Below are 24,398 nucleotides of genomic sequence, written 5' to 3' on the forward strand. Positions count from 1 at the left end.
TGAGTAAGATTTTATATATGCACTATCACATACTGGCATTCAACGAAAAAGAAAACCATCAGGATTTAACCTTAGTTGTGAGGCCATAAAATAATAGATGGATATTAAGAATAGTGCAAAAACAGATATGGGCAGCGGAAAAAAATAAAGCCGGTGAACGACAGCATGTATTCACCGGCCCCTTCCAATGGATCGATATAAGACAGAAGGAAATAAACTGTTATATCAACTTGTCACTTTAATTACTTGAGTACCTTCACGGTATAACGGCCATCGGGCTGGCGATACGCACCATGAATATCAGTTTCAAAGCCCGGATAATGCGCGCCAATTTCACACAGCATCTGCAGGAACTCCAGTACCGGACGGCTTTCAGCGGTGATCATTTCGCCAGGCATCACCAGCGGTACACCCGGAGGATACGGCAGGATCATATTGGCGTTCACGCGACCGACCATGTCATCCAGATAAACTTCTTCCACTTCACTATGCAGTTCTTTCTGGAATGCACGATACGGCGTTACCACCATTTCAGGCAGAACTTCGAACGCGCGATACATCAGATCTGGCAAATTATGGTGAGAAATCAGTTTATGAATATTCTGCGCCAGCTCCTGAATACGCATGTCTTCATAGAATTCAGGATCTTCCTGATACAGTGACGGCAGCATGTTTTTCACACGCAGGTTTAAATCAAAGGCGCGTTTGAACTCGGTCAGACCACGCAACAGGCTCAGAGCTTTGGTTTTATCGATACCAATGCTGAAGAGGAAGAGCAGGTTATAAGGACCGGTTTTCTCAACGATAATGCCGTGTTCATCAAGGTATTTCGCCACAATGCTCGCCGGAATACCGAAATCGTCCATCGTGCCGTCTTTCGTCATACCCGGCGTCAGCAGAGTGACTTTGATCGGGTCCAGATACATATGCTCGTTGTCAATGTTCTGGAAACCATGCCAGCCGTTGTCAGAATTGAGCGGCCAGCATTCAACCTGGTCAATCTGCTCTGGCTGCCAGACATCAAAGAACCAACCTTCTGATTCACCTTTTAAGCGTTTAATCTCTTTACGGAACCGGATTGCACGATTAATAGAGCCATCAATCAGACGCTTACCGGCATTTCCTTTCATCATTGCCGCCGCAGTTTCCGTCGATGCGACAATACCGTAGTGCGGTGAAGTCGTGGTGTGCATCATATAGGCTTCGCTGAACGTCTCTTCGTTGACATCCCCTTTCACATGGATCATGGATGCCTGAGAAAACGCCGCGAGCAATTTATGCGTAGACTGAGTTTCGTAAATCACTTTACCTTCAACACGACCACCGCTCATCCCGCATTTACCTTTGTAAATTGGCGAGAAATTGGTGTAAGGCACCCAGGCGGAATCAAAGTGGATGGATTTTACGTCCAGCGTTTTTCTTGATGTAGTCGGTGTTGTACAGCAGGCCGTCATAAGTCGAGTTGGTAATAACAGCATGTACAGGCCAGGTGGCATTCGGCGTTTCTTTCACGCGTTTGGCGATGGTTTCATGCTGAAATTCGCTCTGCGGAATGCCGCCTAAAATACCGTAAGCATTACGGGTCGGGCGGAAGTAGATCGGCGTAATATCGCTCATCATCATCAGATGAGTCAGCGATTTGTGGCAGTTACGGTCAATCAGCACAGTACTGCCCGCCGGAGCGGAATACATACCGACGATTTTGTTAGCGGTTGACGTACCGTTGGTGACCATATAGCTGCGTTCAGCGTTGAACACGCGAGCAATATACTCTTCCGCTTCTTTGTGCGGACCAGAGTGATCCAACAGAGATCCCAGCTCAGATACCGAGATGGAGATGTCTGACTTCATGGTGTTTGCACCAAAGAAGTCATAGAAAATGCTACCGACCGGGCTTTTCAGGAATGCCGTACCGCTCATATGACCAGGGGTACAGAATGTGTACTTACCTTCACGAACATATTTGAACAGGGCTTTGGTCAGTGGCGGCAGAATGGTATCGATATATTCGTCAGTGTTTTGTTTGATTTTTAAGGCGATATCTTCCGCCGCGCCCAGCGCGTATTCGAAGAAACGCACCTGCATACGCAGCTCGTTCAGGCTGACATCCAGGGTAGAGTGAGTATTTGCAAACGCATACAGTGGCATGTACTCATTCATGGCGCTGATTTCTTCGCACAGCGCAAGATTGTACTTATCCCAGTCGAAGATCACGCCGCAAAGTTGAGCATTATTTTCAATCAGCTTCAGCAGATCCTCACGGTCGTTTGGATAGACAACCTGGAAGCCCCGTTTTTCGAGGGCGCAATGCAACTCACGAATAGGCTCTTCTTTGAAGTAAACACCCATCTGATTCATTATCGCGATAACGTTCATATTTATATCTCCTGATAGAACAGGCTCCTCCCGTCTCGTTGTGGGAGAACGAGAGGAGCACAGATAAAGGAAGGGAATTAGTGGGTGTCTATGCCGTTAACGTCGTCAGCGGCATGTTCGCGCTGGTGCAATTTACGACCGTAAAACATCAGGATTATCAGGCTGACGATAAATGTACCGGTCAGCTCGAAGGACGTGGCGCCTGACAGAGCGATGAAGCAGAAGACACAACCCAGCACTGAACAAACCAGGCTGGCGCCGTTGCGCAGGTTGACGCCTTCGAAACGAATCAGATCAACACAGGAGTAGAAGTAAGGGAGCATGGTCAACAGCACTGCGATCCCGGTCAGCACGCCAAACAGGTCAGAAGCTTTACCACCGGTAGAGTTCATCACGGTTATCAGCACCATCAGGACGGTCATTTTCACCGCTGCAAGCAACAGGCCTTTTTTAGGGATGTTGTTACTGTCAACTTCACCATAAACTTTCGGGAAGTTGCCGTCGTTTGCCGCACGGACACCCGCCTGGCCAACCAGCATCATCCAGGAACCGAGGGAAGTCAGACAGGCGAACGCGGTAAAGGCAGAAACCACTGGCGCGGCCCAGCCACCAAACATGGTCGCGGCGCTAACGGCGAACGGAGCGCCAGACGCTGCCATGCGGTCTGCAGGGAACATACCGGAAAGAACCTGAGTCGCAGCAATATAAACAAGACCGGCCATTGCCGTTCCGAGCATAGTTGCCAGTGGAACGGTGCGTTTTGGATTTTTCACCATGCCGCTGCTCACCGCAGCAGATTCAACACCAACGAAAGCCCACAGGCAGAGCAGAATACTGTTAATCACAGCGCGGCTATCGGTCGTACCGGAGGTGTTCCAGTTTGCCTGGTAAGTCGCCAGATCAAACCAGTGCCAGCCAATAACAGCAGTCAGCGCGACAGGAATCAGTACCAGCATCAGGCCAATAGTTGTCAAACGGCTAACCCAGGCACCACCAAGCATGTTGATGAAGGTAAAGATCCAGACAATAGCAATACAGGCAATACCGGCTGGAATTGGGCTATTTAATACAGGGAAGAAGGTAGAAAGATAAGAAACCGCGGTAATACCAATTGCGAGGTTACCAATCCAGTTAGCGTGATAATAAAGAACACCCGTCTGGAATCCGAATGCCGGAGAGATTTCCCCCGCATAAGCAATTGGGCCACCTTGTTGCGGGTTTTTTGTCGCCAGGCGGGCATAAACATAAGCCAGCGACATCGCGCCAATAATAGAGATAACCCATCCCCAGATGGCAATACCACCAATGCTGGCAAGATTCGCGGGTAATAATGCAATCCCGCTTCCCATCATATTACCGGCTACCACGCCAGTACAGGCAAATAGCCCGATCTGTTTGGCAGAACTCATATTTTCACTCTCCTGGATTTAATATTCAAGGCACAAGTCAACATGTAAACAACGCTGCAAACTGGCCGACTACAGAAAAGGGTACTAATTCAGGAGAATGAAGTCCTAAAGATAAAATGAATAAACAATAAACGATATATAAATGATGTTTTTTAGAGAATCATAAAGGTTATCTGGATTATCTACGGTTATCATGAAAAGATAAATTTTATTGATTATCAACCAGTTAAAGCAATCTCCTTAAGGGTAAAACCGTAGTTTTTCTGACTTATGATGGATTACGTAAAATATAAATACGGTGACTGATGACATGAAAAAAACGCCTTATCATATTATTTAAGAAAAAATATGATAAGGCTTCATTTATTCTACTGAAGAATAATTTTCAAGGTAGGGTACGATGCGGTTTAGCGATGTCTGGAATATTCCGTTTTTAATCCAGTACAGCGTGTTTTCACCAGGACGCAAATTAAATGCGGTAATATAGGCATCAGCAGCAAGACGGTTTTCGCCTTTCATTTCGTAGACTTTTCCCAGCAGGATATAGTTTAGCCAGGAGAGTTCATTTCTGATACCAAGATTAATTGCCTGATACGCCTCCTCCACGTTGCCACGATCTAACAAATCGACAGTTTTAATCTGATAGTAAATCGCTGAATCCTTGATCCCTGGGCTGTTACGAATTTTCTCCATCGAGGCATATAACGTTTTAAGCTGTTTGTCATCAAGCAACTGCTGCGTATGGCGAAAAATATCGATCAATGCTTTTTCAGCATTAACATAGGTAAATTCCGGGGACTGTTTCGCCACGTCTTCGAGGATTTCACTGGCTTTGTTTAGCGATGCAGCATCCCCCTGCATTAACAACTGATGTGCTTCAAAAAAATGTGCCAGAGACTGACTTTTAATGGGTTGATAATGGCTCATCATTTCCGTCATTTTGTCTGACCAGGATAGCGAGAGCGCCGATGATAAATTGCTCAGTAAATCATTCTGGATCGCAACCTCATTAGACCCCGTAATGAAGTAACGTTTATCCAGCATAACCTCGCCGTTCGCATGATCGACCAGGCGGACAGACATAAAACATTGCTGTGCGCGATAGTGACGTTGATTGAGAAACTCCAGCGTTAACGTTTTCCCTGAATTTCCCGAAACATGGCCACTGTAGTTTATTTTGTCATGCACCATATAATTAGAATATGTGTTAAGCGTAGATGTCACCAGGCTTCCTAAGCCAACAGCATAAAAAAAGCTGCAAATTCCAGTTATTACATGCATTTCCGTTAACAAGGTGGATGTCTATATCAAGTGGGTTCAGAAGAACCTGAGTATTGGTCGTCGTTAAATTAGATTTAATTGCTGTTTTTGCAACCATAAATACACAACTAAGCACAGCCAGTAAAAAGATAGCCCAAACGATAAAAACACGGAGATGATGATATTTACGCAGTTGATTGTCAGATAATCGAGGCGCGGTAATGATGGGAGTATTGGTCGGTAGCGGCGTATCTGACACAATGTCGGGCTGTTCAGGGGATAAGGATGCCGTCACCTCCCCTTCTTCAGCGCACCATGTTACCGGCGCGGTGAGTTTATATCCACGTTTAGGGATAGTAATGATATATTCATTATTCTCATCATCATCGTCATTTTTTAATGACTTACGCAACTCAGAAATAGTTTGCGTCACAACGTGGCTGGTGACTATATTTCGCTTCCATACATGGTCAATCAACTCATCGCGTGTAAGGACTTCACCGGGGTGATGAGCCAAAAAAACCAGAAGATCAATTAATCGCGGTTCGAGTGTTATTCGCCGTCTATTTCGGCTGATTTGATTAACATCAGGGCTGACTAACCATTCGCCCACTCGAACGACAGGTTTCTGCATAAAAATTAGCTCCAAAAACGGCATGTTATATGCAGATATTAACACCCTCTTCAATTGTTGCATCTGTTTCCATATTATTAACCTCAAAATAAGTTAAATCTGTAGCAAAAAGAAACTAATTTAAGAAATTTAATAAGATTAAGTCAGGTGTTTACCCTGACTAATATAAAAACATTTATATTAATCCTATATAAATAGATTAAGAACACTGCTAAAAATCAACCAGTACAGACCAGGAGTTGTAGCGAGAGAACCAGGAATAGTAATCGTAGTTATCGACGACGATTCAGATATAGCACCTTGTCAGAATGCTATATCTGAAGTTCATAGAAGGTAATCAAAAAGGATTAGTCGGTAGTTTAAAGAAAGAGATCATTTCCTGCAATTGTCTGACCTGATCATGCAGACTCAGCGCAATGATTTCTGATTCTCCCACCAATATGCTATTACGCTGCGTCACGTTGTCCATTTCTGTGAGTGCATACGCAACCTGCTGAATTCCCTTACTCTGCTCTTCTGACGCCAGTGAGATATCATTCATAATGTTGTTGACATCATAAATGGCAACCACCATTTCATTAATCGTCTTACCCGCATTGGAGGCAAGCGTATTGCCCATAGTGACATGCTCAACGGCTGTCGTTATCAGTTTATTGATTTCTTTTGCTGCACTGGCACTGTTTTGAGCAAGATGCCGCACTTCACTGGCAACGACGGCAAATCCACGCCCATGATCTCCGGCTCTTGCCGCTTCAACAGCAGCGTTAAGCGCCAGGATATATGTCTGACGAGCGATATCATCCACGACTTTGTTAATTTCAGATATTTTTTTAACGCTCTGTTCGATGGTATGAATGGTTTCCGTAACCTCTTGCGCTGCCGTTACCCCTTCCTGTGCCGTCGTATTGGCGGCACTGGCGAATTCATTAGCTCTTTTGGCGTTGTCAGCATTATGCGCTACCGTTGTACTAATCTCTTCCATATTGGCAGCCGTAAGCTGTAATGCACTCGCTTGCTCCTCAGTACGACTCGACAAGTCGCTGTTGCCATGCGCCATTTCATCAGTACTGTCGCTAATTAGCACAATTGAATTTTTAAACGTTGTAATGATGTTGCTTAAATTGAGCCGCATGCTGTCCAGTTGCTCAATAACCTCGCCAATTTCGTTTTTCTGACCAATGTCTAAGGTATGATTAAGCTCGCCATTAGAAATTAAAGAAAAGCATTCTTTAATGTATTCAAAGCGTGAGAATACTTTTATTTTTTAACCATAGCCAGCCAACAACCGATAATATTATCCAAAAACCAAAAGAGAGTATACTAACATAATAAGAGTCAGTTATCAGACAGTTAATAATGTCCTTAGCTTCAGGTTCATCATATTTATAGACATAATCATCCAGAGCATTTTCCTGAATAACAAAATTATCGACCTCTTTTTGCACTTCACTCAGTCGACCCGAACTAAACGCCTTTTCAACATTTGCAAAAGCATTACTGACTGTCTGAGTGGATTTCGAACCAACTTTAGTATCATCAGAAATTATATTCAGATACTCATGAAAATAATTTTTAGCAGACTCCATGTTATGCATGGATTTACTATTGTCACGGTAATCCCATTCTTCAAAGACAAGTTCAAGCGCTTGCCGTGTCTTTGATAATTTATTGATCTGATCTAAACCTGTCGTTAACCTGAAAACGTTATTCTTAATCTCAATAAAGTGATATAACGTTATAATATTTGACATAGTGAAGAGTAAAACAACAAAAGAAACGGCAATAATAAACGTTGTTTTTAGAGATAATGAGTCAGGTAAAAACCTGAGCTTCTCGCTGATTTTTGATGAAAAAATCATTATGCACCTGACCTGTAAGCATGAAAATTACTAAAGCAACATTTTAGTCAACTGATACTTCTGCTGTACGTTCAACCAATTGCATTTCTTCGCTGTTAAGCAATTTTTCAATATCGACAAGAATAAGCATTCTGGAATCAAGCGTGCCTAAGCCAAGCAAGTAATCTGTCGCTAGTTTTGCGCCACTAAAATCAGGTGCCGGACGAATTTGTTCGGGTGATAAAGAGAGCACATCAGAGACACCATCGACCACTATCCCAACGATTTTGTTAGAAAAACTTAACACGATAACGACCGTGTTTTCATCAAATGCGACAGTGTCGAGATGAAATTTAACGCGAAAGTCAACGACAGGCACTATAACACCGCGAAGGTTTGTCACACCGGCAATAAAATCAGGGGTATTCGCAATGCGCGTAACGCGTTCGTAGCCGCGAATCTCCTGTACTTTTAATATTTCGATTCCATACTCTTCTTGCCCAAGAGTAAAAATCAAATATTCATTACCGACATTTTCTTTTGCCGATTGTTTATCATTATCTGTGAGTTTCATAATGTTTCCCTTAATTGAGAACCTTGCCGGAATCCACTATTGCAGGCGTCATTGATGTTCTGGAATAAAGCGCAGCAACATCCAGGATCATAGCTACGCTGCCGTCCCCCAGAATAGTGGCGGCAGCAATTCCCGGCACCTTACGATAGTTTTGTTCGAGATTTTTGACGACGACCTGATGCTGGCCAATCAGTTGATCCACCAGTAGTGCATAGCGAATACCTGCGCTTTGCACGACGACCGCAATACCTTCATTTACACTCTGTAAATCACTCTGGATACCGAAAAGACGATTCAGCTCGATGAGGGCCAGATATTCCTCTCTGACCTTCAATACCAACTCACCGCCGGACATTCTGTTTAGCGGCATTTCCAGTAACATCAGTGATTCCATCACCGCGCCAAGAGGGAGCACATAAATTTCAGCCCCAACGCGTACAGACATGCCGTCCAGAATAGCCAGCGTCAGAGGCAATATTATTCGGATAGTGGTTCCGCGCCCCTGTTCAGAATGGATTGTCACATGGCCGCCCATATCCTGAATGTTTCGTTTCACGACATCCATACCAACGCCACGACCGGAAACATCGGTAACTTTCTCTGCTGTGGAGAAACCCGCTGCAAAAATGAGCATCCAGACTTCTTCATCGCTGGGGTTATCACTAATAGCGACGCCCTGCGCATGAGCGCGAGCTAGAATTTTTTCTCTGTTGAGCCCGGCGCCATCATCCACGACTTCGATAACAATATTACCGCCGTGGTGCTCTGCCGATAGCGTCAGGCTACCGGTAGCAGGTTTACCATTAGCTAGCCTGACATCAATCGGCTCAATACCGTGATCCAGACTATTGCGTACCAGATGAGTCAGCGGGTCGATAATTCGCTCGATTAAACTTTTATCCAGTTCCGCAGAACCGCCCCACAGCGTCAGCTCTACCTGTTTATTTAATTTATTAGCAAGGTCATGAACTAAACGGGGAAAACGGCTGAAGACATATTCCATTGGCATCATACGGATCGACATCACCGATGCCTGTAAATCCCGGGCATTACGTTCGAGTTGCGCAATACTATTAATCAACGAGTCATACTGAGCAGGATCCAGCCCCGCAGATAACTGTGTCAACATGGTCTGGGTAATAATGAGTTCACCGACCTGGTTAATTATCTGGTCTACTTTTTCTACGGCGACACGAATACTACCGGATTCAGTGCTTTGTTTACGGGATTCGCTGGCGCTACGCAGTTTTCTTGATGGCGCAGCGCCAATCGGGGAACTGTTTGTCGCAGAAAAACCATTATCGTTTGTTTCTTTCGCAACACCGTCTGCATCCAGACAGGTATTTTCTACAAAATCTTCATCACAAACATCAATCGTGATTTGTTCTGGTTCCAGAATAAAACATAATACCGCCAGAATATCATCCGCAGCGGTAGTGGTGAGCATACGAGCCTGCAGGCTGCTTTTTTCAATTTTAAGATCCTGCAACATGCCAAGATTCTTAAGTTCCTCAACAAGAGGTTCGAAATCCTTTTCGCCTAGATCCTTGAGGGTAATCTTTAAAACATCTTCTCCCGTTCCCGTATCTTTTTTACTTTCTTTTATCGGCTCGGCCTGATGACTATTGTTTACAGAGCCCTCTTTGGATTCCAGGGCTAACTGTCTCAGCGCCTCACAAATATATCGGTAGCTGTCCTCATCCGGCGTGCGGGAAGATTTATATGCATCAAGTTGATCCTGCATAATATCCTTACTTTCCAAAAAAAGATTAATGATGCCTTCATTGAGCTGGAGTTTTCCGCTGCGGGCATCATCCAGAATATTTTCCAGAATATGTGTCGTTTCCTGTAATATGGTAAAACCAAATGTACCCGCGCCGCCTTTAATCGAATGGGCGGCCCGGAAGATGGCGTTCAGGCTTTCCTTATCAGGCGCTCGCGGATTAAGCTCGAGCAAATGCCCTTCCATATCTGCCAATAGTTCATCGGCTTCATCAAAGAAAGTCTGATAAAAATCGCTGATATCCATCTTATTTCGTCTTCTCCTGAACAGGAATTTCGGACGCTGAGTGTAACTGCGAGTTGGCTGTACCAGGTTTGCTGGATGGAGCAATACCAGGTTTACTGGATGGCACAGAGAGTTTTTGTGCTGTCACATCACTGTCAAGCAACTTATCCTCGTTCATAATTTCTTTTTCTTTCTCTTCACTCAGCACGAGGATACTGATGCGACGGTTGACGGGATCGTCTTTCGCTGTACCGGTCTGATTCATACTGTCAGCATCACCGACAACCTGTAAGAATTTGCCAACTTCCAGTCCATGATTAATAAGTATTCTTCTCGCCGCGTTAGCACGATCAACGGAAAGTTCCCAGTTGCTATAGCCTGCTTCACCGCCGGCATAAGGCAACGAATCAGTATGTCCGGTTACCATTATGTGATTCGGTAATTGGTTCAAAACAGGCACTAATGCCTCCAGAATTCCGACCATATAGGTTTCCGGTGTCCAGCTACCGACTTTAAACATCGGGCGTTCCTGGCTGTCCGTTATCTGTATCAACAGTCCATTCGGGGTCAACGATAAGCGTAAATTTGAACGGAATTTGTTCAGACGGGCATCCGTCTTCATGATGTCGTGCAGCTTTGACTCAGCATGCTTCAGCGTTTTATTTCCCGAATAGAAATGATCTTCTTGCTTTTGCAAAACAGCTTTCTGAACTTCCCCATTCTGATGAACAACATCCTCGCCACCGCCAGGAATAATACTTTGGCTCTGAGTATCTTTGTCGCCATGTTCGGCCATAGGGACGCCGATAGGTATTTTGAAATACTCTGCAAGCTGATGACGCTGCTCTGGCGTGGAGGAAGAAACCAGCCACATAACCAAAAAAAAGGACATCATGGCAGTCATAAAATCGGCATAAGCGATTTTCCACGAGCCACCATGTAAACCTTCTTTTTTATTCCCTGAGCGCCTTACGACAACAATGTTGCCGGTCCCGTTGTTCTTCATGGTGCCTCACCTGTGGACGAATTATTGGCCGAATATTTCGCCTGGCGAACATGTTCCTCAAGCTCGGCAAAGCCCGGACGTTCGCTGGTAAAGAGAGTTTTTCGACCGAACTCAACCGCAATTTGCGGCGCAGAACCATGAATACATGACAGCAACGTGGTTTTAATACACTGAAGCATTTTTATTTGCTCGGCACTTTTCTGTCGTAACAGAGACGCCAGCGGAAGCACCAAACCATAAGCCAGCAGGATCCCTAAAAAGGTTCCCACCATCGCATGGGCTATCAAAGCGCCGAGTTCACCAGCGGGTTTGTCTACTGCGCTCAGGGCGTTTACGACCCCCATAACGGCTGCCACAATACCGAATGCCGGTAAAGCATCACCTGCAGTTTGCAAACTGTGAACCGTTGTTTCATATTCCATTTCGCAGGTTTCAATTTCCTCATCCATTAAAGATTCCATTTCAAAGGCGTTCATACTGCCACTGATCATCAGCCGCAGGTAATCAACCATAAAATTCATCACGCTTTTATCTTTCAATAAGCGGGGATAAGAGGAAAAAATATCACTGCTTTCAGGATCTTCAATATCATTTTCCAGTGACATTAGCCCTTTTTGACGTCCTTTACTTAGCAGTAAAAACATCATGGCCAGTAAATCCATGTACATTTCTTTTGAATAAAGTGCCTTAGCCCGGAATAAGACAGGAAATGTTTTTATAGTTGAACGAATAGCCTTGCCATTATTACCAACGATAAATGCACCCAGACCAGCACCTGCGATAATCAAAAATTCGGTAGGCTGATATAATGACATCAGATATCCTCCGGCGAGGACATAACCACCAAACACAGTCACAAAAACTACAAAATATCCTAATAAAACAAGCATGTTCGCTCCTTACCATCGGTCATGCCCGGTATGAAAAAGGCTGACAGAGATGTTCACTACGATGAAAAACTACCGAACATCCCGACGGCAGCGTAAACAACGACAATGAGAAATTTCTCTCGTGGTAATAAAATCACGAAGGCGAATGCTCATGGTTGCATATCTGTACAGGAGGTACGACAATCACATATTAGATAATAATATCTGTAACTGAATGACCAACCTCAGGACATCAAGTTATTGCAGATTAATATCTGCATGCATTTCAAGCCGTGCTCTTAATCTTTTGATTGTCTGACTGTGTAATTGGCTGATGCGTGTTTCTGTCACAGATAACAAGAGGCCAATCTCTTTCATATTAAGATCCTGCTGATAATACAGGTTTAATAGAAACTGCTCCCGCTCGGGTAACAACTGAATTTCTTCGCTAATTTTCTGCATAAGATCCTTACGCAGAATATCGTTCAGAGGATTTTCCTCATCAGTTTGAAATTCAGAAAGTTCAAACCCTTCAGCCCCATCTTCCATCAGCTCATCAAGCGAACATATCAGGCTTGAGTTTGTTTCCTGTAAAACAGTCTGGTAATCCTGCAGTGACATTTCCAGTTCCGCTGCGACTTCCTGTTCGGTCGCTGCATTGCCGGTTCGCTGTTCCACGCGGGCAATCGCGGCACTAACTTCACGCGATTTTCGTCTTATGCGGCGCGGCGCCCAGTCATTTTCACGCAGTTCATCAATGAATGCCCAGCGAACACGCTGCGCCAGAAAAACTTTCAGTTTCACCCCCATACTGGGATCAAACTGATCGACTGCGTTCATCACTGCTATTGCACCTGCCTGCATCAGGTCATCCAGTTCAACACCGGCAGGGAGTCGAGCTTGCAATTTAAGGGCTTCGTGGCGAACCAATCCGCCAAATTGCGCCCATAAATCACTCTTATTATATGTTACAGCCAGATTATATAACCCCTTCACTTTACCATATTCCGTATTATTGCAATGAAGGCTTATTATTCGACATTCCCGGGCAATCACATAGCCTGATAAAAGCGATTAAAGTGAAACATATCAGGAGTTCAATAATCAAAGGTAAATTCATCTTTTATATACCTAATAATTATCCTGATATGTATTTTACTATTATTTTAATTTAGAACGATTCCCACTCATCATCCGACTGGACTGGTATTTTTTTCGTTACATCGGGTAATAAATGCTTTCTGGTTTGTTTTTTAACATTCCAGGAACGTTTATCTTTTTCTTCTTCGACAACGAAAGAAGAAACCATATTATCCAGTTCACCGGCATTGGTTTCGACATCACTGGTAGTTTTAGCTGCCTGCTCCACCATAGCCGCATTTTGTTGCGTAACCAGATCCATTTCATTGATTGCCTGCGCAATCTGGCTTATGCCAATACTTTGCTCATCAGAGGCTGAGGTAATTTCTGCCATGATATCGGTAACCTGAATGACAGATTTGACGATCTCTTTCATCGATTCCCCGGCGACAACCATTTCCTGAGAACCGGTATTCATGTTGGCGACACAAGTATTGATCAGCAAACGAATCTCTTTTGCTGCATCTGCGCTACGTTTAGCCAGGTTGCGAACTTCACCGGCAACAACGGCAAATCCGCGCCCCTGTTCACCTGCACGCGCCGCTTCTACTGCCGCGTTCAACGCCAGAATATTGGTTTGATTCGCAATGCTGTCGATAACGCCGTTGATGTCCGCAATTTGACGGGAACTGTCTGATATTTCACGCATAATACCGTCAAGATTGCTCATCACATCACCGCCATTACGTGCACTAATGCTGGCGCTTTCCGCGAGTTGTCTGGCGCTATGCGCGTTATCGGCGTTCTGACGAACGGTGATTTTTAGCTCTTCCATACTGGCAGCAGTTTGCTGGAGTGCAGAAGCCTGCTCTTCTGTACGTGATGACAAGTCATTGTTGCTATTAGCAATTTCATGGGCATTGTGGTAAATCTGCTTCACGCCGGCACGGATGCCATTAACGGTTTCCGTCAACGATAATCGCATTTTTTCCACTTCAGCCAGCATAAAACCGATTTCATTCAGATTGCCAATTTTTTGTTTCATGACTCAGGTCGCCGCTGGCGATTTTTCTGAATGCTTCTTTTGCCATATCTAGGCGCTGGAAAAGGTTACGTTTCAACCAGATACGTGACACAAAAAAGATAATAAGACCCAGCAACAGTGTAATCACTGAGATGGTGGTTATTCTTTGCGTTTCTCTGTCTGACTCGACATTAAATTTGTTGGTAACACGAGCGGCTTCATCCAGATAAGCGTCAATGCTGGTACGTAGCGCATGTTGCACATCCATATCGTCAGCAACGATATTACCTGGATAATCTTCCGGATGAGTGATGAACCCCATTTTATTGGTTTCTCTGTCCAGAGCATCATCAAAGCTTTTCTTGACCGCCAGCGCACGGTTATGTTCTTCCTCGGTGGTGAACGGCTTATCCATAAACTGGCTGATTAACTTACGTGACTTACTTAACACATCACGATAAGTATCTATTTCATCCTGAGTAATTTCTTGTTTGGTAATATTGTGCATCATCAGCGAATTAATTCCGCTGAAACTGTCAAGAGTATAGATAGCCGCCATCATCAGGGATTCATTTTTATCCAGAGATAAGATAGCCCTGTCAAAGTTCCTTGATGCGTTATTTGAGTTCACATAACTCAAACCGGATACCAACACGAGAAATAAGATGAATATACCCAGCAGGATATTCATCCAGGTCGAAATATTAAAGTGTTTTAACATGATTTCTTAACCAAAGTAAAAAATACCCTACTGGTAAACAATTACCCGTAATAATAGCTATATTTACCCTTCCCTGAGTCAGGTCAGGGTTAAATATTTACCCAAGCGTTTTGAATATAGAAAGCTGCTGCATTGCCTGAAAAAACGCTCATAGATGAATTTAAAGCAAACTCAGACATTTTTGATTCAGATAATACGCTGATCATGGTGTCCCAGTCAGAACCCGTTGATTCCTGCAGTCGGCTCTGTACGGTAATCGCCTGCGTATCAGCACTGCTTCCCAGCGTCTCCAGTTGTTGCAGGTTTGAACCTACACGCGCCTGAACTTTTCCCAGGTTATCAATCGCTTTATGTACATCAGTATTGGTTTGCCCAATGGTCGCTTCAAACGCTTTTCGTTCAGCGTCGGTCGGGTTTTCCGGCAGATTATTTAACGCATCAATGGTCTTCTGTAAGGATTGCAGGATATTATCCCCCGTTCCCGCATCAGTCGGGAAAAGCGCATCTCCTGTCGTACTGGTCTGCATTTCCGTACTGTCTGACACATTCTGTGTCATTGGCGTCGTACCGCCAACGTAGGTGCCATCGGCCTGAAACGGTGCAGCACCTGTTTTATAGCCCGCAAAAATGTACTGCCCATCGCTGTTTTTGCTGTTCGCCAGGTCGAGCAAACGGCTGCGGATCCCGGATAATTCTGTTGCCAGCGCTTCGCGGTCCGCTTTGCTGTACGTTTCAGATCCCGCCTGAACAATTTTGCCGGAGAGGTCTTCGGTCAGTAAGCCGGATATAGACGTCAGATTGTTATCTTCCTGTCCGAGGGCATCCTGGGCATATTTTCTCGCGGTATCAAACTCGCCCAGACGTGCAAGCGCATTTTGATACATCACCGCCTGTGATGCCTGACCTGGATCGTCAGAAGGTTTCAACAGTGTCTTACCGGCAGAAAGGCGCACGGAGAGATCGTTATAATTGGTCATGGCTTTAGACATACTGTCTAACTGACGCTGATACATAAAACTGGTGCTAAGGCGCATAGCGATTATCTCAAAATAGAATATTGTCAGTGACGTATTATTTAAGGCTTAACAACGTGTCAAAAAGACTGTTAGCTGTTTTAAGCACTTCGGCATTGGCCTGATAATATTGAGAAAACATCTGTAAATTGACGTATTCCTCATTCATATCCACCCCTGAAACCGCCTGCTGTTGCATTGCCCACTGGTCACAGGCTTTTCCGGCGGTATCCTGTTCTGCCTGAAGGGTGCTGACCGTCGATCCCACAGAACTTACCAGGTTGGCATAAGCGCCTGTCAGGGTCATATCTCCGACAATCTTTTCATCCTTAATATCGAGAAACTTCTTAATATTTCCTTTGTTGATTTCTTCTGACACATCTTGCGAGTCGGAAGCGGCAATCCCATCACCATCGGTAATCGCTACCTTAATACTATCTGCCGCGCCGGAAGCAGGATTCAGCGTAAAACTGTCACCATCATTAGGTGTTCCTGTCGGCGTCACGGTGATACCGTCAAATGAGAGTGAACCACCAGGATTAACGGTTGGCGTAACGGCTTTACCCTCGCTGTTTTTCACTTCCCAGGCATTAGATGTGCCATTCCAGGTGATGGTATAATCTTCGGCATTAACCGCTGAGGCGTTATCTATGGTCACTCCCAGGGAAGCACTGCCGCTATTGGAGTTATAGCCTGTTGCCTGCGGAGCATCGAGACTGAAAATATCGCCACCGTGATTACCGTTATGATCATAGCCACCTTTATTGACCTCATTAAATCTCGACGCCATTTTCAGCGCTAACTGATTAAGCTGATTACGGGCATCGACCAGATCGGTATTACGGAATTTAAACAAACCGCCGAGATTACCTGTTGTGGCATCTTCATCCAGCAACTGGGGATTACCGGTGGCATCAATGTAAGCAACCTGCATCTGAGACGGATTTTTATCTGACGGAGTGGCTTTTAAATTGTAAGACTTACTGCCATTGACCAGTGACATGCCGTTTTGCATTGAGACATTCACACTGCCCGTTTCTTTATTTTCCGTGACCTTAATGCCTATCTGCGTACTCAGTTTATTTAACAGTTGATCGCGTTTATCGAGCAGATCGGAAGGCATTCCGCCCGTTTGACCATGAATCTTTTCGATCTCCGCATTCAGTTTTGCTAACTGAGTGGTACAGGAGTTGATATCTTCAACACTTTGACTGATTTGCGTGTTGGTATTTTTATCAAGGCCGTTCAGGGTCTTGCTGTTAGAACGATACTGATTCGCCAGCGCTTCAAATTGCGACAACACACCCTGACGCGCAGCAGGATCGAGCGGGTTATCACTGACCGCTTCCATTGCCGTAAACATATTGCCAAGTGTCGTGGAGATGTTATTGGTATCATCCCCTAACATGTCATCAATCTGGCTGACCTGCTGATAGCGGCCCTGCATGGTGGTAAATTCTGTTGTTGCACCACGTACCTGATTATTCAGGAATCCGTCATACATGCGCTGAACGTCATCCACGGCGACACCATAACCAAAAAAACCATAATTAGTAGACTGGCCGCCCGCTTCTCCAAGCATAATGTTTTGACGGCTATACCCTGCCGTTACGGCATTCGTCAGGTTGTTTCCGACGACGTTAAGGGCACACTGCGCCGCGCTTAATCCATTCTGAGCCAGATATAATAAATTCATAAAGTACCCGCCATGTCGACGCTGATTGAAATCTTTAGGTTATAAAAACTCTGCTTTACTAATAAATCGGCCTGAGTGAAATTCCCTAAAGCCTGTATTTAAAATATTGATGAAAGGTCCGTGTTATAGGCATTCACAGCATGCTCAGCCCGACCTTTAACTTGTTGAATAATGCTAATTAATTTATGTGCGTATGCAGGATCGGTAGCATAACCGGCTGACTGAAGCGCTTTTGCCGCCGCCTCTGGTTTTACGGCATTGCAGACATGTCGGTAACGCGGGTTATTAACCAGTAATGACGCGTAATCCTCCAGCGCCGCTGTATAGGACGGATAAACCTTAAATCGCGCTTTGGTCTTATTCGCCACCCCATGTTTATATTCGGTGGTAGTTATTTCCGTCGTTTCACCGTGCCAGTCAGATGCAGCTTTTATGCCAAACAGGTTATGGCTGGGTTTGCCGCTTTGTGTTGGGATTTCACGATTTCCCCAGCCTGATTCAAGCGCGGCCTGTGCAATAATAAGCTGATGCGGGATCCCACTTTTGCGGGCAACAGCCAGAGCAGGTTGCAGCAGGCGTGAAATAAAACCGCCCCCTTCCCGTAGTGCCGTTTCGGGTAGCTCCCGAACAGAACGAGGCACTAATTGCGATAGCGAGAAAGGATGCGCCGGTGAATGAGGCAGCGCCGCATTAAAATGCGACGTGGACGGGACATACGGCTGAGAAGTGGCGGTATGCGGATGAACACCACCGCCCATCTGGGCGACCATCTGATCCGCAAAGCCAAGTTTCCCCGTTTGCGCGATGTTCTGCGAAATTTGCTGATCGAACATCGAAGTAAACATCGAGGACTGTTGTGAATCCATCGCCCCGCTTCCCAACGAGGCATCGCGCATACTTTTCAGCATCATCTGTACAAACAACCCTTCGAGTTGTTGTGCCGCGACTCTCAGACCATTTGCCGAATTACTTTTTACGTCCCGCTTAAGCCCGTCAAGGCTGTGTTCATCAAATGCGGCACCATTAGATATCATTGACAGGCTGTTCATTAATTGATCTCCAGGCGTGCGTGCAGGCAACCCGCGTCATTCATCGCTTGCAGGATCGCCATCAAATCATTCGGCGTCGCACCGAGACTGTTCAGCGCCCGTACTACATGACTTAAATCGGCACTGGTGCTGACGCGTTGCAAAGAACCGCCCTGTTCACGAACAGAGACTTGAGTTTGCGGCACAACCACCGTCTGTCCGCCAGCCAATGGAGTATCCGGTTGGCTCACCTGACTGGAATGGGCGATATCCACGCTCAGATCACCCTGGGCAACAGCACAGGTATCAAGCGTGACATGGCGGTTTATGACCACCGACCCGGTACGCGAGTTAATAATGACGCGAGCATCTCCGGAACCAGCATTCAGTGACAAATCCATCACCGCAGCCAGAAAACGGACTCTGGCAGCCTCGCCATTTGGCGCATACAGTTTTACTGTCCGCGCATCTTCAGCCACAGCTGCGGAATAGAAACGGCGATTAATGGTGTCGCTAATCTTCTGGGCAACAGAGAAATCACTCGCGTTAAGCAGCAGTTTTAACGGGCGCTGGCTGGCGTAATCCATCGGCACTTCACGTTCAACGGTTGCGCCGTCGGTAATACGTGCGCCGTTGAGCTGATTCACCTGTACGCTGCTTCCGCGGCTCTGAGCTCCGGCGCCGGAAACCAGCAAATTGCCCTGCGCCAGCGCATAGATCTGATTATCCGCGCCTTTCAGCGGCGTCATAAGCAGTGTGCCGCCACGCAAACTTTTGGCGTTACCCATCGATGAGACGACCACATCAAATTTTTCACCCGCACGGGCAAAAGGCGGCAGTTCTGCCGTTACCATTACTGCAGCAACGTTTTTCAACTGCATACTCGACCCAGGCGGGACGGTGATCCCCAGCTGCGAAAGCATGTTGTTCAGCGTCTGCGTCGTAAACGGTGTTTGCATGGTCTGGTCGCCTGTACCATCCAGACCGACGACCAGACCGTACCCCATCAAAGAGTTACCACGCACACCTGACAACGAAGCCAAATCGCGGATACGCTCTGCCCTGACCGACAGGGAGAGCATGATTAACAATAACAGGCCGGTCAGACGGGTAAATTTATGCCAAAAATAACGATTCATCACCGACACCTTTAGAACGGAGAAAGATTCAGGAACAGACGCTGTAACCAGCCCATTTGTTCGGCTTCGTTGATATAACCGTTACCAACATATTCGATACGCGCATCGGCAACCTGCGTGGAAACCACTGTATTGCTACCACTGATTGTCCGTGGGTTAACCACACCGGTGAAACGGATAAACTCAGTCCCCTGGTTTATCGCTATTTGCTTTTCCCCGACCACGCGCAGGTTGCCGTTAGCGAGGACATCGCTGACCGTGACGGTGAGCGTACCGCTGAAAGTATTTCGAGCAGCCGCACCGCCTTTACCCGAGAATTCATTTTTGCCGCTGATCTCCGTATTAGCCCGATCGCCACCAAACAATCCTTCGATAAAGTGCGGGATTGTCTTGAATGAAAGTCCCGTCGAACCGCCGTGAGAGGCATTGGCAGACGAACTTTTGCTGGCGCTGACATTTTCCTGCAACACGATGGTCAATGTATCACCCACATTTCTTGGGCGACGATCTTCAAACATCGGCTGAAAGCCATAGTTCATCGTGCCGCCAGGCTGAAAAATCGCGCCATTATTAGCAGGCTGATACGGGATCTGCGGCGTCACAGATGTTGCACCTTCGACCAACGGTTTATGAGGGATATACGCGCATCCTGAAAGAAGCGCCATCAGGGCAACATGCGTTAACAGACGCCGCAGTAAGCGGCCAGAATCTATCGGATAGGTCATAACGATCACATAATAAAAAAAAAGCCGCGAAACCACCTGCGGCTCAAAGGCACAAATCAAAGCTGCGTTAAACGCTGCAGCATCTGGTCCGAAGTAGAGACAGCTTTGCTGTTAATCTCATAGGCACGCTGAGTCTGAATCATGTTGACCAGTTCCTCGGCCACGTTGACGTTAGACGTTTCCACGTAGCCCTGTCGCAGCGTACCTGCGCCATTCTGACCAGGCGTTGTTTCATTCGGTGCACCGGAAGATTGCGTCTCCCGGTACAGGTTTTCACCAATGCTTTCCAGACCGGTATCATTGATAAAAGTACTCAGGGTAAGCTGCCCAACCTGTTGTGGCTGCGCTTGCCCGGCAATGGTGACGCTGACGATACCGTCGTTGCCGATGGTGATAGATTTCGCATCCTGCGGTACGTTTATCGCCGGCTGAACCGGATAACCGCTGGAAGTCACCAGTTGACCGTTCTGGTCAAGCTGGAACGAACCATCACGGGTATACGCTGTGGTGCCATCCGGCATCATCACTTGCAGGAATCCATCCCCTTCAATAGCCACATCTTTCGAGTTGTTGGTCTGGGCCAGGCTGCCCTGGCTATGAATTCGCTCAGTGGCCACCGGTCTTACCCCTGTTCCTAACTGTAAACCGGAAGGAATAGTGGTTTGTTCAGATGACTGAGCGCCCGGCTGGCGTAGCGTCTGGTACAACAGATCTTCAAATACAGCTCGCTGACGTTTAAAACCATTGGTACTTACGTTAGCCAGGTTGTTGGATATAACATCCATATTGGTCTGTTGTGCTTCCAGGCCCGTTTTTGCAATCCACAGGGAACGGATCATGCGTTATTTCTCCTTACCAGTGATTAGCTGGCGCTCAATAACTGATTAGCGTTACGTTCATTGTCATCAACGGTTGTGATGACCTTCATGTTCATTTCAAAGCTGCGCGCGGTGGTGATCATGTTCACCATTGAATTGACGGGGCTGACATTGCTGCCTTCCAGCATCCCCGGCATAAGCTGCAGACTCGTATCCGCCGCCAGCGAACTGGCATCACGGGTATGGAATACACCGTCATCGCCATGCTGTAGTTCGCCTGGTAGCGCATTGACAATCTTGATGCGCCCGGTTTGCGCTACGGCTGACGGTTCTTCACCGGCACCCAACGCAGAAATGGTGCCGTCTGGCGCGATAGTTAACTTTGCCTGAGTAGGTACGGTCAGCGGACCGCCATCGCCCATCAGTGGCAGACCACGGACTTGCAGTTGCCCGTCCGCCGTCATCTGAATATTGCCGTTTTTGGTGTAACCTTCGGTGCCATCGGGCAGTTGTACTGCCAGCCATCCTTCTTTCGGCAGCGCAACATCCAGCGGTCGGTCGGTTTTTTCGACTGTTCCCGAGGAGTAGTCACTACCAGGAGTCGATTCGGTCACCAGCGTGCGGGTCGCCATTGACGGGCCGTCTACCGGAACGGCACGATAAGCGGCAATCTGTGCGCGAAACCCCGGCGTCGAGGCATTAGCCAGGTTATCAGACACCACGGCCTGGCGATCGAGGGCCGCCGTTGCGGCCCCCATAGCGGTATATATCGCGTGATCCATGTTTTGCTATTAACCCAGGTTAACCAGCGTTTGCAGGACTTCAGACTGTGTTTTGATGGTCTGAGAGTTGGACTGATAGTTGCGTTGGTAGACGATCATGTTGACCATCTCTTTACTCAGATCCACGTTTGAGGCTTCCAGTGCGTTACCACGCAGCGTACCGAGGTTCCCGGTATCGGAAATTCCAACGACCGGCTGGCCGGATTCAGGGCTCGCAGACCAACAGTTGTTCCCTGCTGGCTGCAGCCCGCCGGGGTTATTGAAGTTAGCCAGAACAACCTGGCCCAGTAACTGCTGCTGCCCGTTGCTGTAAGAGGCCACAATCTGACCGTTATCACCAACAACGTAACCCGTCATCGTACCCGGCGCATAACCCGTAGTTTCCGGGCTATCCATAGAGTTATCGGAAGCTTGTTGCGACAGTTTGGATAAATCGAGATCGAAGCTAAGTGGTGCGGCACCATTATATGAAGCGCCATCGACTTTCAGTTTAGCGGGAGTCGTAACGAGTTTTCCGCTGGGATCAAATGTTATGTCAAGTTTTTGCGGTGTAGCGCCCGGAGCGGTGGAGTCATTAGAGTAGACGGACCATGTGTTATCGGCCGTTTTGACAAAATAAACATTAATGGCATGCTCATTACCCTGGCTGTCATACGCATTCACCTGGGTGGAGTAGTTATAAGAATCGCCATCGGTAGTGCTGAAAGGATGAGCCAGCTGATCAATTTTTGTATTGCCGGAATCCAGGTTACCGCTCAGGCTACCTGCATCAGAGGCTTTTGCCGGCATCGCGCCCGTTGGGATCTGCAAAGGCCCGACCGGTGAACCAGCCTGGACAGTTGGCGGTGTACCAATGGCCATATAACCGCTCAGGCGCATCCCCTGGCTGTTCACGATATAGCCATTGGCATCGGTCTTAAACTGACCGTTACGGCTATAAAATATTTTTCCCGCTTCGGTTTCCATACGGAAGAAACCGTTGCCCTGAATACCCATATCCAGCGGGCTGGCGCCAGCGCCAAGAACACCATCGCTGAAATTCTGATCAACGCCAGCGACCTGAACGCCCATACCGATTTGCGAACCTGCAAACACATCGGCAAATGAAATAGAGCCGGACTTAAACCCGACAGTTTGCGAGTTGGCAATATTGTTGCCGACGACGTCCAGCGCCTGTGATGCGGCGTTTAACCCGCTAAGACCTTGTGAAAAACTCATTTTATTTCCCGAAAAACAACGTAGTAAAAGTTGTGTGAAATTGATTATTCAATGAGATAGACATTGGCCAGAGTGGCCGTCTCATCATTACCTAACTGCAGAACAGCCCCTGTCTGGGTGAAAGAAACACTGTCTACTTTTGATTTTTTCAGCGACACGATGTCAGGAGTACTGCCGTCCGGATTGGTCGCGGAATACGAAACGGTAAAATTCGTATCGCTTACTTTGCGTGGATCGGAAGGCTCGAAATCACTGAGATCGTCCAGGGTATATTCATGCACGCCGGCTTTAACATCTTTCAGTTTTCCGGTGTAAGCATTTCCTGCATCATCAGTCAGCGTGACAGTGACGTCGCTCGCATCCTGATTGACAGAGAGCGCAAACTGATTATTGCCACCCTGTGCGGTAGAAACAGTGGTATCACCTTCTACCAATACCTGGCGCCCTACCCATTCGGCAGCATTCATCTGCTGCATACTGGTAACCAGCATCCCGACACTATTCACAGTGCCATTCAACTGCTGTACACCCGCCGCCGTATTAAACTGCGCCAGTTGGGTCGTAAGCTGGTTGTTATCCATCGGATTGGTGGGGTCCTGATTCTGCATTTGCGCAACCAGCAACTGCATGAAGTTGTTCATAATATCTTCGGCGCTGCTGCCATTGGTGGCGGAGGCCGCGCTATTACTGGTTGCTGCTTCACTGGCTTTATTTGCTGCGGCAGAACTGCGTTGTGTCATGACGGGTAAAACCGACATTACTATTTCCTTACTGACCCAAAGTCAGTGTTTTGAGCATCATGGTTTTGGCGGTGTTCATTACGTCGACATTGGCCTGATAACTGCGGGAAGCTGAGATGGTATTAACCATTTCGCCCACCACATCGACATTCGGCATATGGAGATAGCCTTTGTTATCTGACTGAGGGTTGTCAGGGTCATAGACCAGACGATCCGGCGCATCGCTTTCCACCACATCACTGACTTTCACTCCACCGATCTCCTGATCCGCAGCATGATCAACGCTAAAAATGACCTGTTTGGCTTTATACGGTTTACCGTCCGGCCCCGCGATACTGTCGGCATTGGCCATATTACTGGCGCTGACGTTCAGACGCTGAGACTGAGCGGCCATCGCTGAACCGGAAATATCAAAAATACTTAGAAGTGACATAATTTTA

At 46.8% G+C, this 24,398-nt stretch carries 20 protein-coding genes and 2 pseudogenes; all 22 read right to left on the bottom strand.

Annotated features, from left to right (window positions below; all coding sequences use genetic code 11):
• Positions 1 to 242 precede the first annotated feature (242 nt).
• The 22 genes and pseudogenes from cadA to flgC all read right to left on the bottom strand — a co-directional run bounded on the left by cadA (position 243) and on the right by flgC (position 24,391).
• Positions 243 to 2,376 (bottom strand): annotated as a pseudogene (cadA, locus tag CRI63_RS18460) (lysine decarboxylase CadA).
• 77 nt (positions 2,377 to 2,453) lie between these two features.
• Positions 2,454 to 3,785 carry a cadaverine/lysine antiporter gene (cadB, locus tag CRI63_RS18465; RefSeq protein ID WP_130224430.1) on the bottom strand — a complete coding sequence of 444 codons (1,332 nt, stop codon included), beginning with the start codon at positions 3,783 to 3,785 and terminating at the stop codon, positions 2,454 to 2,456.
• Positions 3,786 to 4,148: 363 nt separating this feature from the next.
• Positions 4,149 to 5,679: pseudogene (gene cadC / locus CRI63_RS18470) on the bottom strand (lysine decarboxylation/transport transcriptional activator CadC).
• 337 nt (positions 5,680 to 6,016) lie between these two features.
• Positions 6,017 to 6,811 carry a methyl-accepting chemotaxis protein gene (locus CRI63_RS18475; RefSeq protein WP_135520353.1) on the bottom strand — a complete coding sequence of 265 codons (795 nt, stop codon included), beginning with the start codon at positions 6,809 to 6,811 and terminating at the stop codon, positions 6,017 to 6,019.
• 106 nt (positions 6,812 to 6,917) lie between these two features.
• Positions 6,918 to 7,538 carry a hypothetical protein gene (locus CRI63_RS18480; RefSeq protein ID WP_135520355.1) on the bottom strand — a complete coding sequence of 207 codons (621 nt, stop codon included), beginning with the start codon at positions 7,536 to 7,538 and terminating at the stop codon, positions 6,918 to 6,920.
• A gap of 43 nt (positions 7,539 to 7,581) precedes the next feature.
• Positions 7,582 to 8,091, bottom strand: a complete 510-nt coding sequence (locus CRI63_RS18485) for a chemotaxis protein CheW (protein ID WP_130224434.1) — start codon at positions 8,089 to 8,091, stop codon at positions 7,582 to 7,584.
• Positions 8,092 to 8,101: 10 nt separating this feature from the next.
• Complete coding sequence (cheA, locus tag CRI63_RS18490; RefSeq protein ID WP_130224436.1) at positions 8,102 to 10,120, bottom strand: chemotaxis protein CheA; 2,019 nt, start codon at positions 10,118 to 10,120, stop codon at positions 8,102 to 8,104.
• 1 nt (position 10,121) lies between these two features.
• Positions 10,122 to 11,105 carry a flagellar motor protein MotB gene (gene motB / locus CRI63_RS18495; RefSeq protein WP_130224438.1) on the bottom strand — a complete coding sequence of 328 codons (984 nt, stop codon included), beginning with the start codon at positions 11,103 to 11,105 and terminating at the stop codon, positions 10,122 to 10,124.
• Positions 11,102 to 11,995 (bottom strand): flagellar motor stator protein MotA, encoded by an 894-nt coding sequence (motA, locus tag CRI63_RS18500; protein WP_130224440.1) that lies wholly within the window; start codon positions 11,993 to 11,995, stop codon positions 11,102 to 11,104. The genes motB and motA overlap by 4 nt, the downstream gene beginning before the upstream one ends.
• 237 nt (positions 11,996 to 12,232) lie before the next feature.
• Positions 12,233 to 12,970 (bottom strand): RNA polymerase sigma factor FliA, encoded by a 738-nt coding sequence (locus CRI63_RS18505; RefSeq protein ID WP_130224613.1) that lies wholly within the window; start codon positions 12,968 to 12,970, stop codon positions 12,233 to 12,235.
• Positions 12,971 to 13,145: 175 nt separating this feature from the next.
• Complete coding sequence (locus tag CRI63_RS24125) at positions 13,146 to 14,099, bottom strand: methyl-accepting chemotaxis protein (RefSeq protein WP_205713426.1); 954 nt, start codon at positions 14,097 to 14,099, stop codon at positions 13,146 to 13,148.
• Complete coding sequence (locus tag CRI63_RS24130) at positions 14,071 to 14,799, bottom strand: Tar ligand binding domain-containing protein (RefSeq protein WP_205713428.1); 729 nt, start codon at positions 14,797 to 14,799, stop codon at positions 14,071 to 14,073. Before CRI63_RS24130 ends, CRI63_RS24125 begins: the two co-directional genes overlap by 29 nt.
• Positions 14,800 to 14,888: 89 nt before the next feature.
• Entirely contained in the window at positions 14,889 to 15,833 is a 945-nt protein-coding gene (flgL, locus tag CRI63_RS18515) for a flagellar hook-associated protein FlgL (RefSeq protein WP_240782768.1), read from the bottom strand.
• Between the two features lie 37 nt (positions 15,834 to 15,870).
• Positions 15,871 to 17,508 carry a flagellar hook-associated protein FlgK gene (gene flgK / locus CRI63_RS18520; protein WP_130224446.1) on the bottom strand — a complete coding sequence of 546 codons (1,638 nt, stop codon included), beginning with the start codon at positions 17,506 to 17,508 and terminating at the stop codon, positions 15,871 to 15,873.
• A gap of 98 nt (positions 17,509 to 17,606) precedes the next feature.
• Positions 17,607 to 18,557 carry a flagellar assembly peptidoglycan hydrolase FlgJ gene (gene flgJ, locus CRI63_RS18525; RefSeq protein ID WP_240726356.1) on the bottom strand — a complete coding sequence of 317 codons (951 nt, stop codon included), beginning with the start codon at positions 18,555 to 18,557 and terminating at the stop codon, positions 17,607 to 17,609.
• Complete coding sequence (locus CRI63_RS18530) at positions 18,557 to 19,618, bottom strand: flagellar basal body P-ring protein FlgI (RefSeq protein ID WP_276320030.1); 1,062 nt, start codon at positions 19,616 to 19,618, stop codon at positions 18,557 to 18,559. The genes flgJ and CRI63_RS18530 overlap by 1 nt, the downstream gene beginning before the upstream one ends.
• A gap of 68 nt (positions 19,619 to 19,686) precedes the next feature.
• Positions 19,687 to 20,400 (bottom strand): flagellar basal body L-ring protein FlgH, encoded by a 714-nt coding sequence (locus CRI63_RS18535; RefSeq protein ID WP_130224450.1) that lies wholly within the window; start codon positions 20,398 to 20,400, stop codon positions 19,687 to 19,689.
• 56 nt (positions 20,401 to 20,456) lie between these two features.
• Positions 20,457 to 21,239, bottom strand: coding sequence for a flagellar basal-body rod protein FlgG (gene flgG / locus CRI63_RS18540; protein ID WP_130209537.1), 783 nt, complete (start codon positions 21,237 to 21,239; stop codon positions 20,457 to 20,459).
• Between the two features lie 23 nt (positions 21,240 to 21,262).
• On the bottom strand, positions 21,263 to 22,000 hold the full coding sequence (locus CRI63_RS18545; protein WP_130224452.1) for a flagellar basal body rod protein FlgF: 738 nt from the start codon (positions 21,998 to 22,000) through the stop codon (positions 21,263 to 21,265).
• 9 nt (positions 22,001 to 22,009) lie between these two features.
• Entirely contained in the window at positions 22,010 to 23,218 is a 1,209-nt protein-coding gene (flgE, locus tag CRI63_RS18550; RefSeq protein WP_130224454.1) for a flagellar hook protein FlgE, read from the bottom strand.
• Between the two features lie 44 nt (positions 23,219 to 23,262).
• A complete protein-coding gene (locus tag CRI63_RS18555) occupies positions 23,263 to 23,976 on the bottom strand; it encodes a flagellar hook capping FlgD N-terminal domain-containing protein (RefSeq protein WP_130224456.1) in 714 nt (237 codons plus the stop codon).
• Between the two features lie 10 nt (positions 23,977 to 23,986).
• Positions 23,987 to 24,391, bottom strand: coding sequence for a flagellar basal body rod protein FlgC (gene flgC, locus CRI63_RS18560; protein WP_130209545.1), 405 nt, complete (start codon positions 24,389 to 24,391; stop codon positions 23,987 to 23,989).
• Positions 24,392 to 24,398: the final 7 nt, after the last annotated feature.

It is taken from the genome of Escherichia sp. E2661, from assembly GCF_004745185.1.
In the GTDB taxonomy this organism is placed as follows: domain Bacteria; phylum Pseudomonadota; class Gammaproteobacteria; order Enterobacterales; family Enterobacteriaceae; genus Escherichia.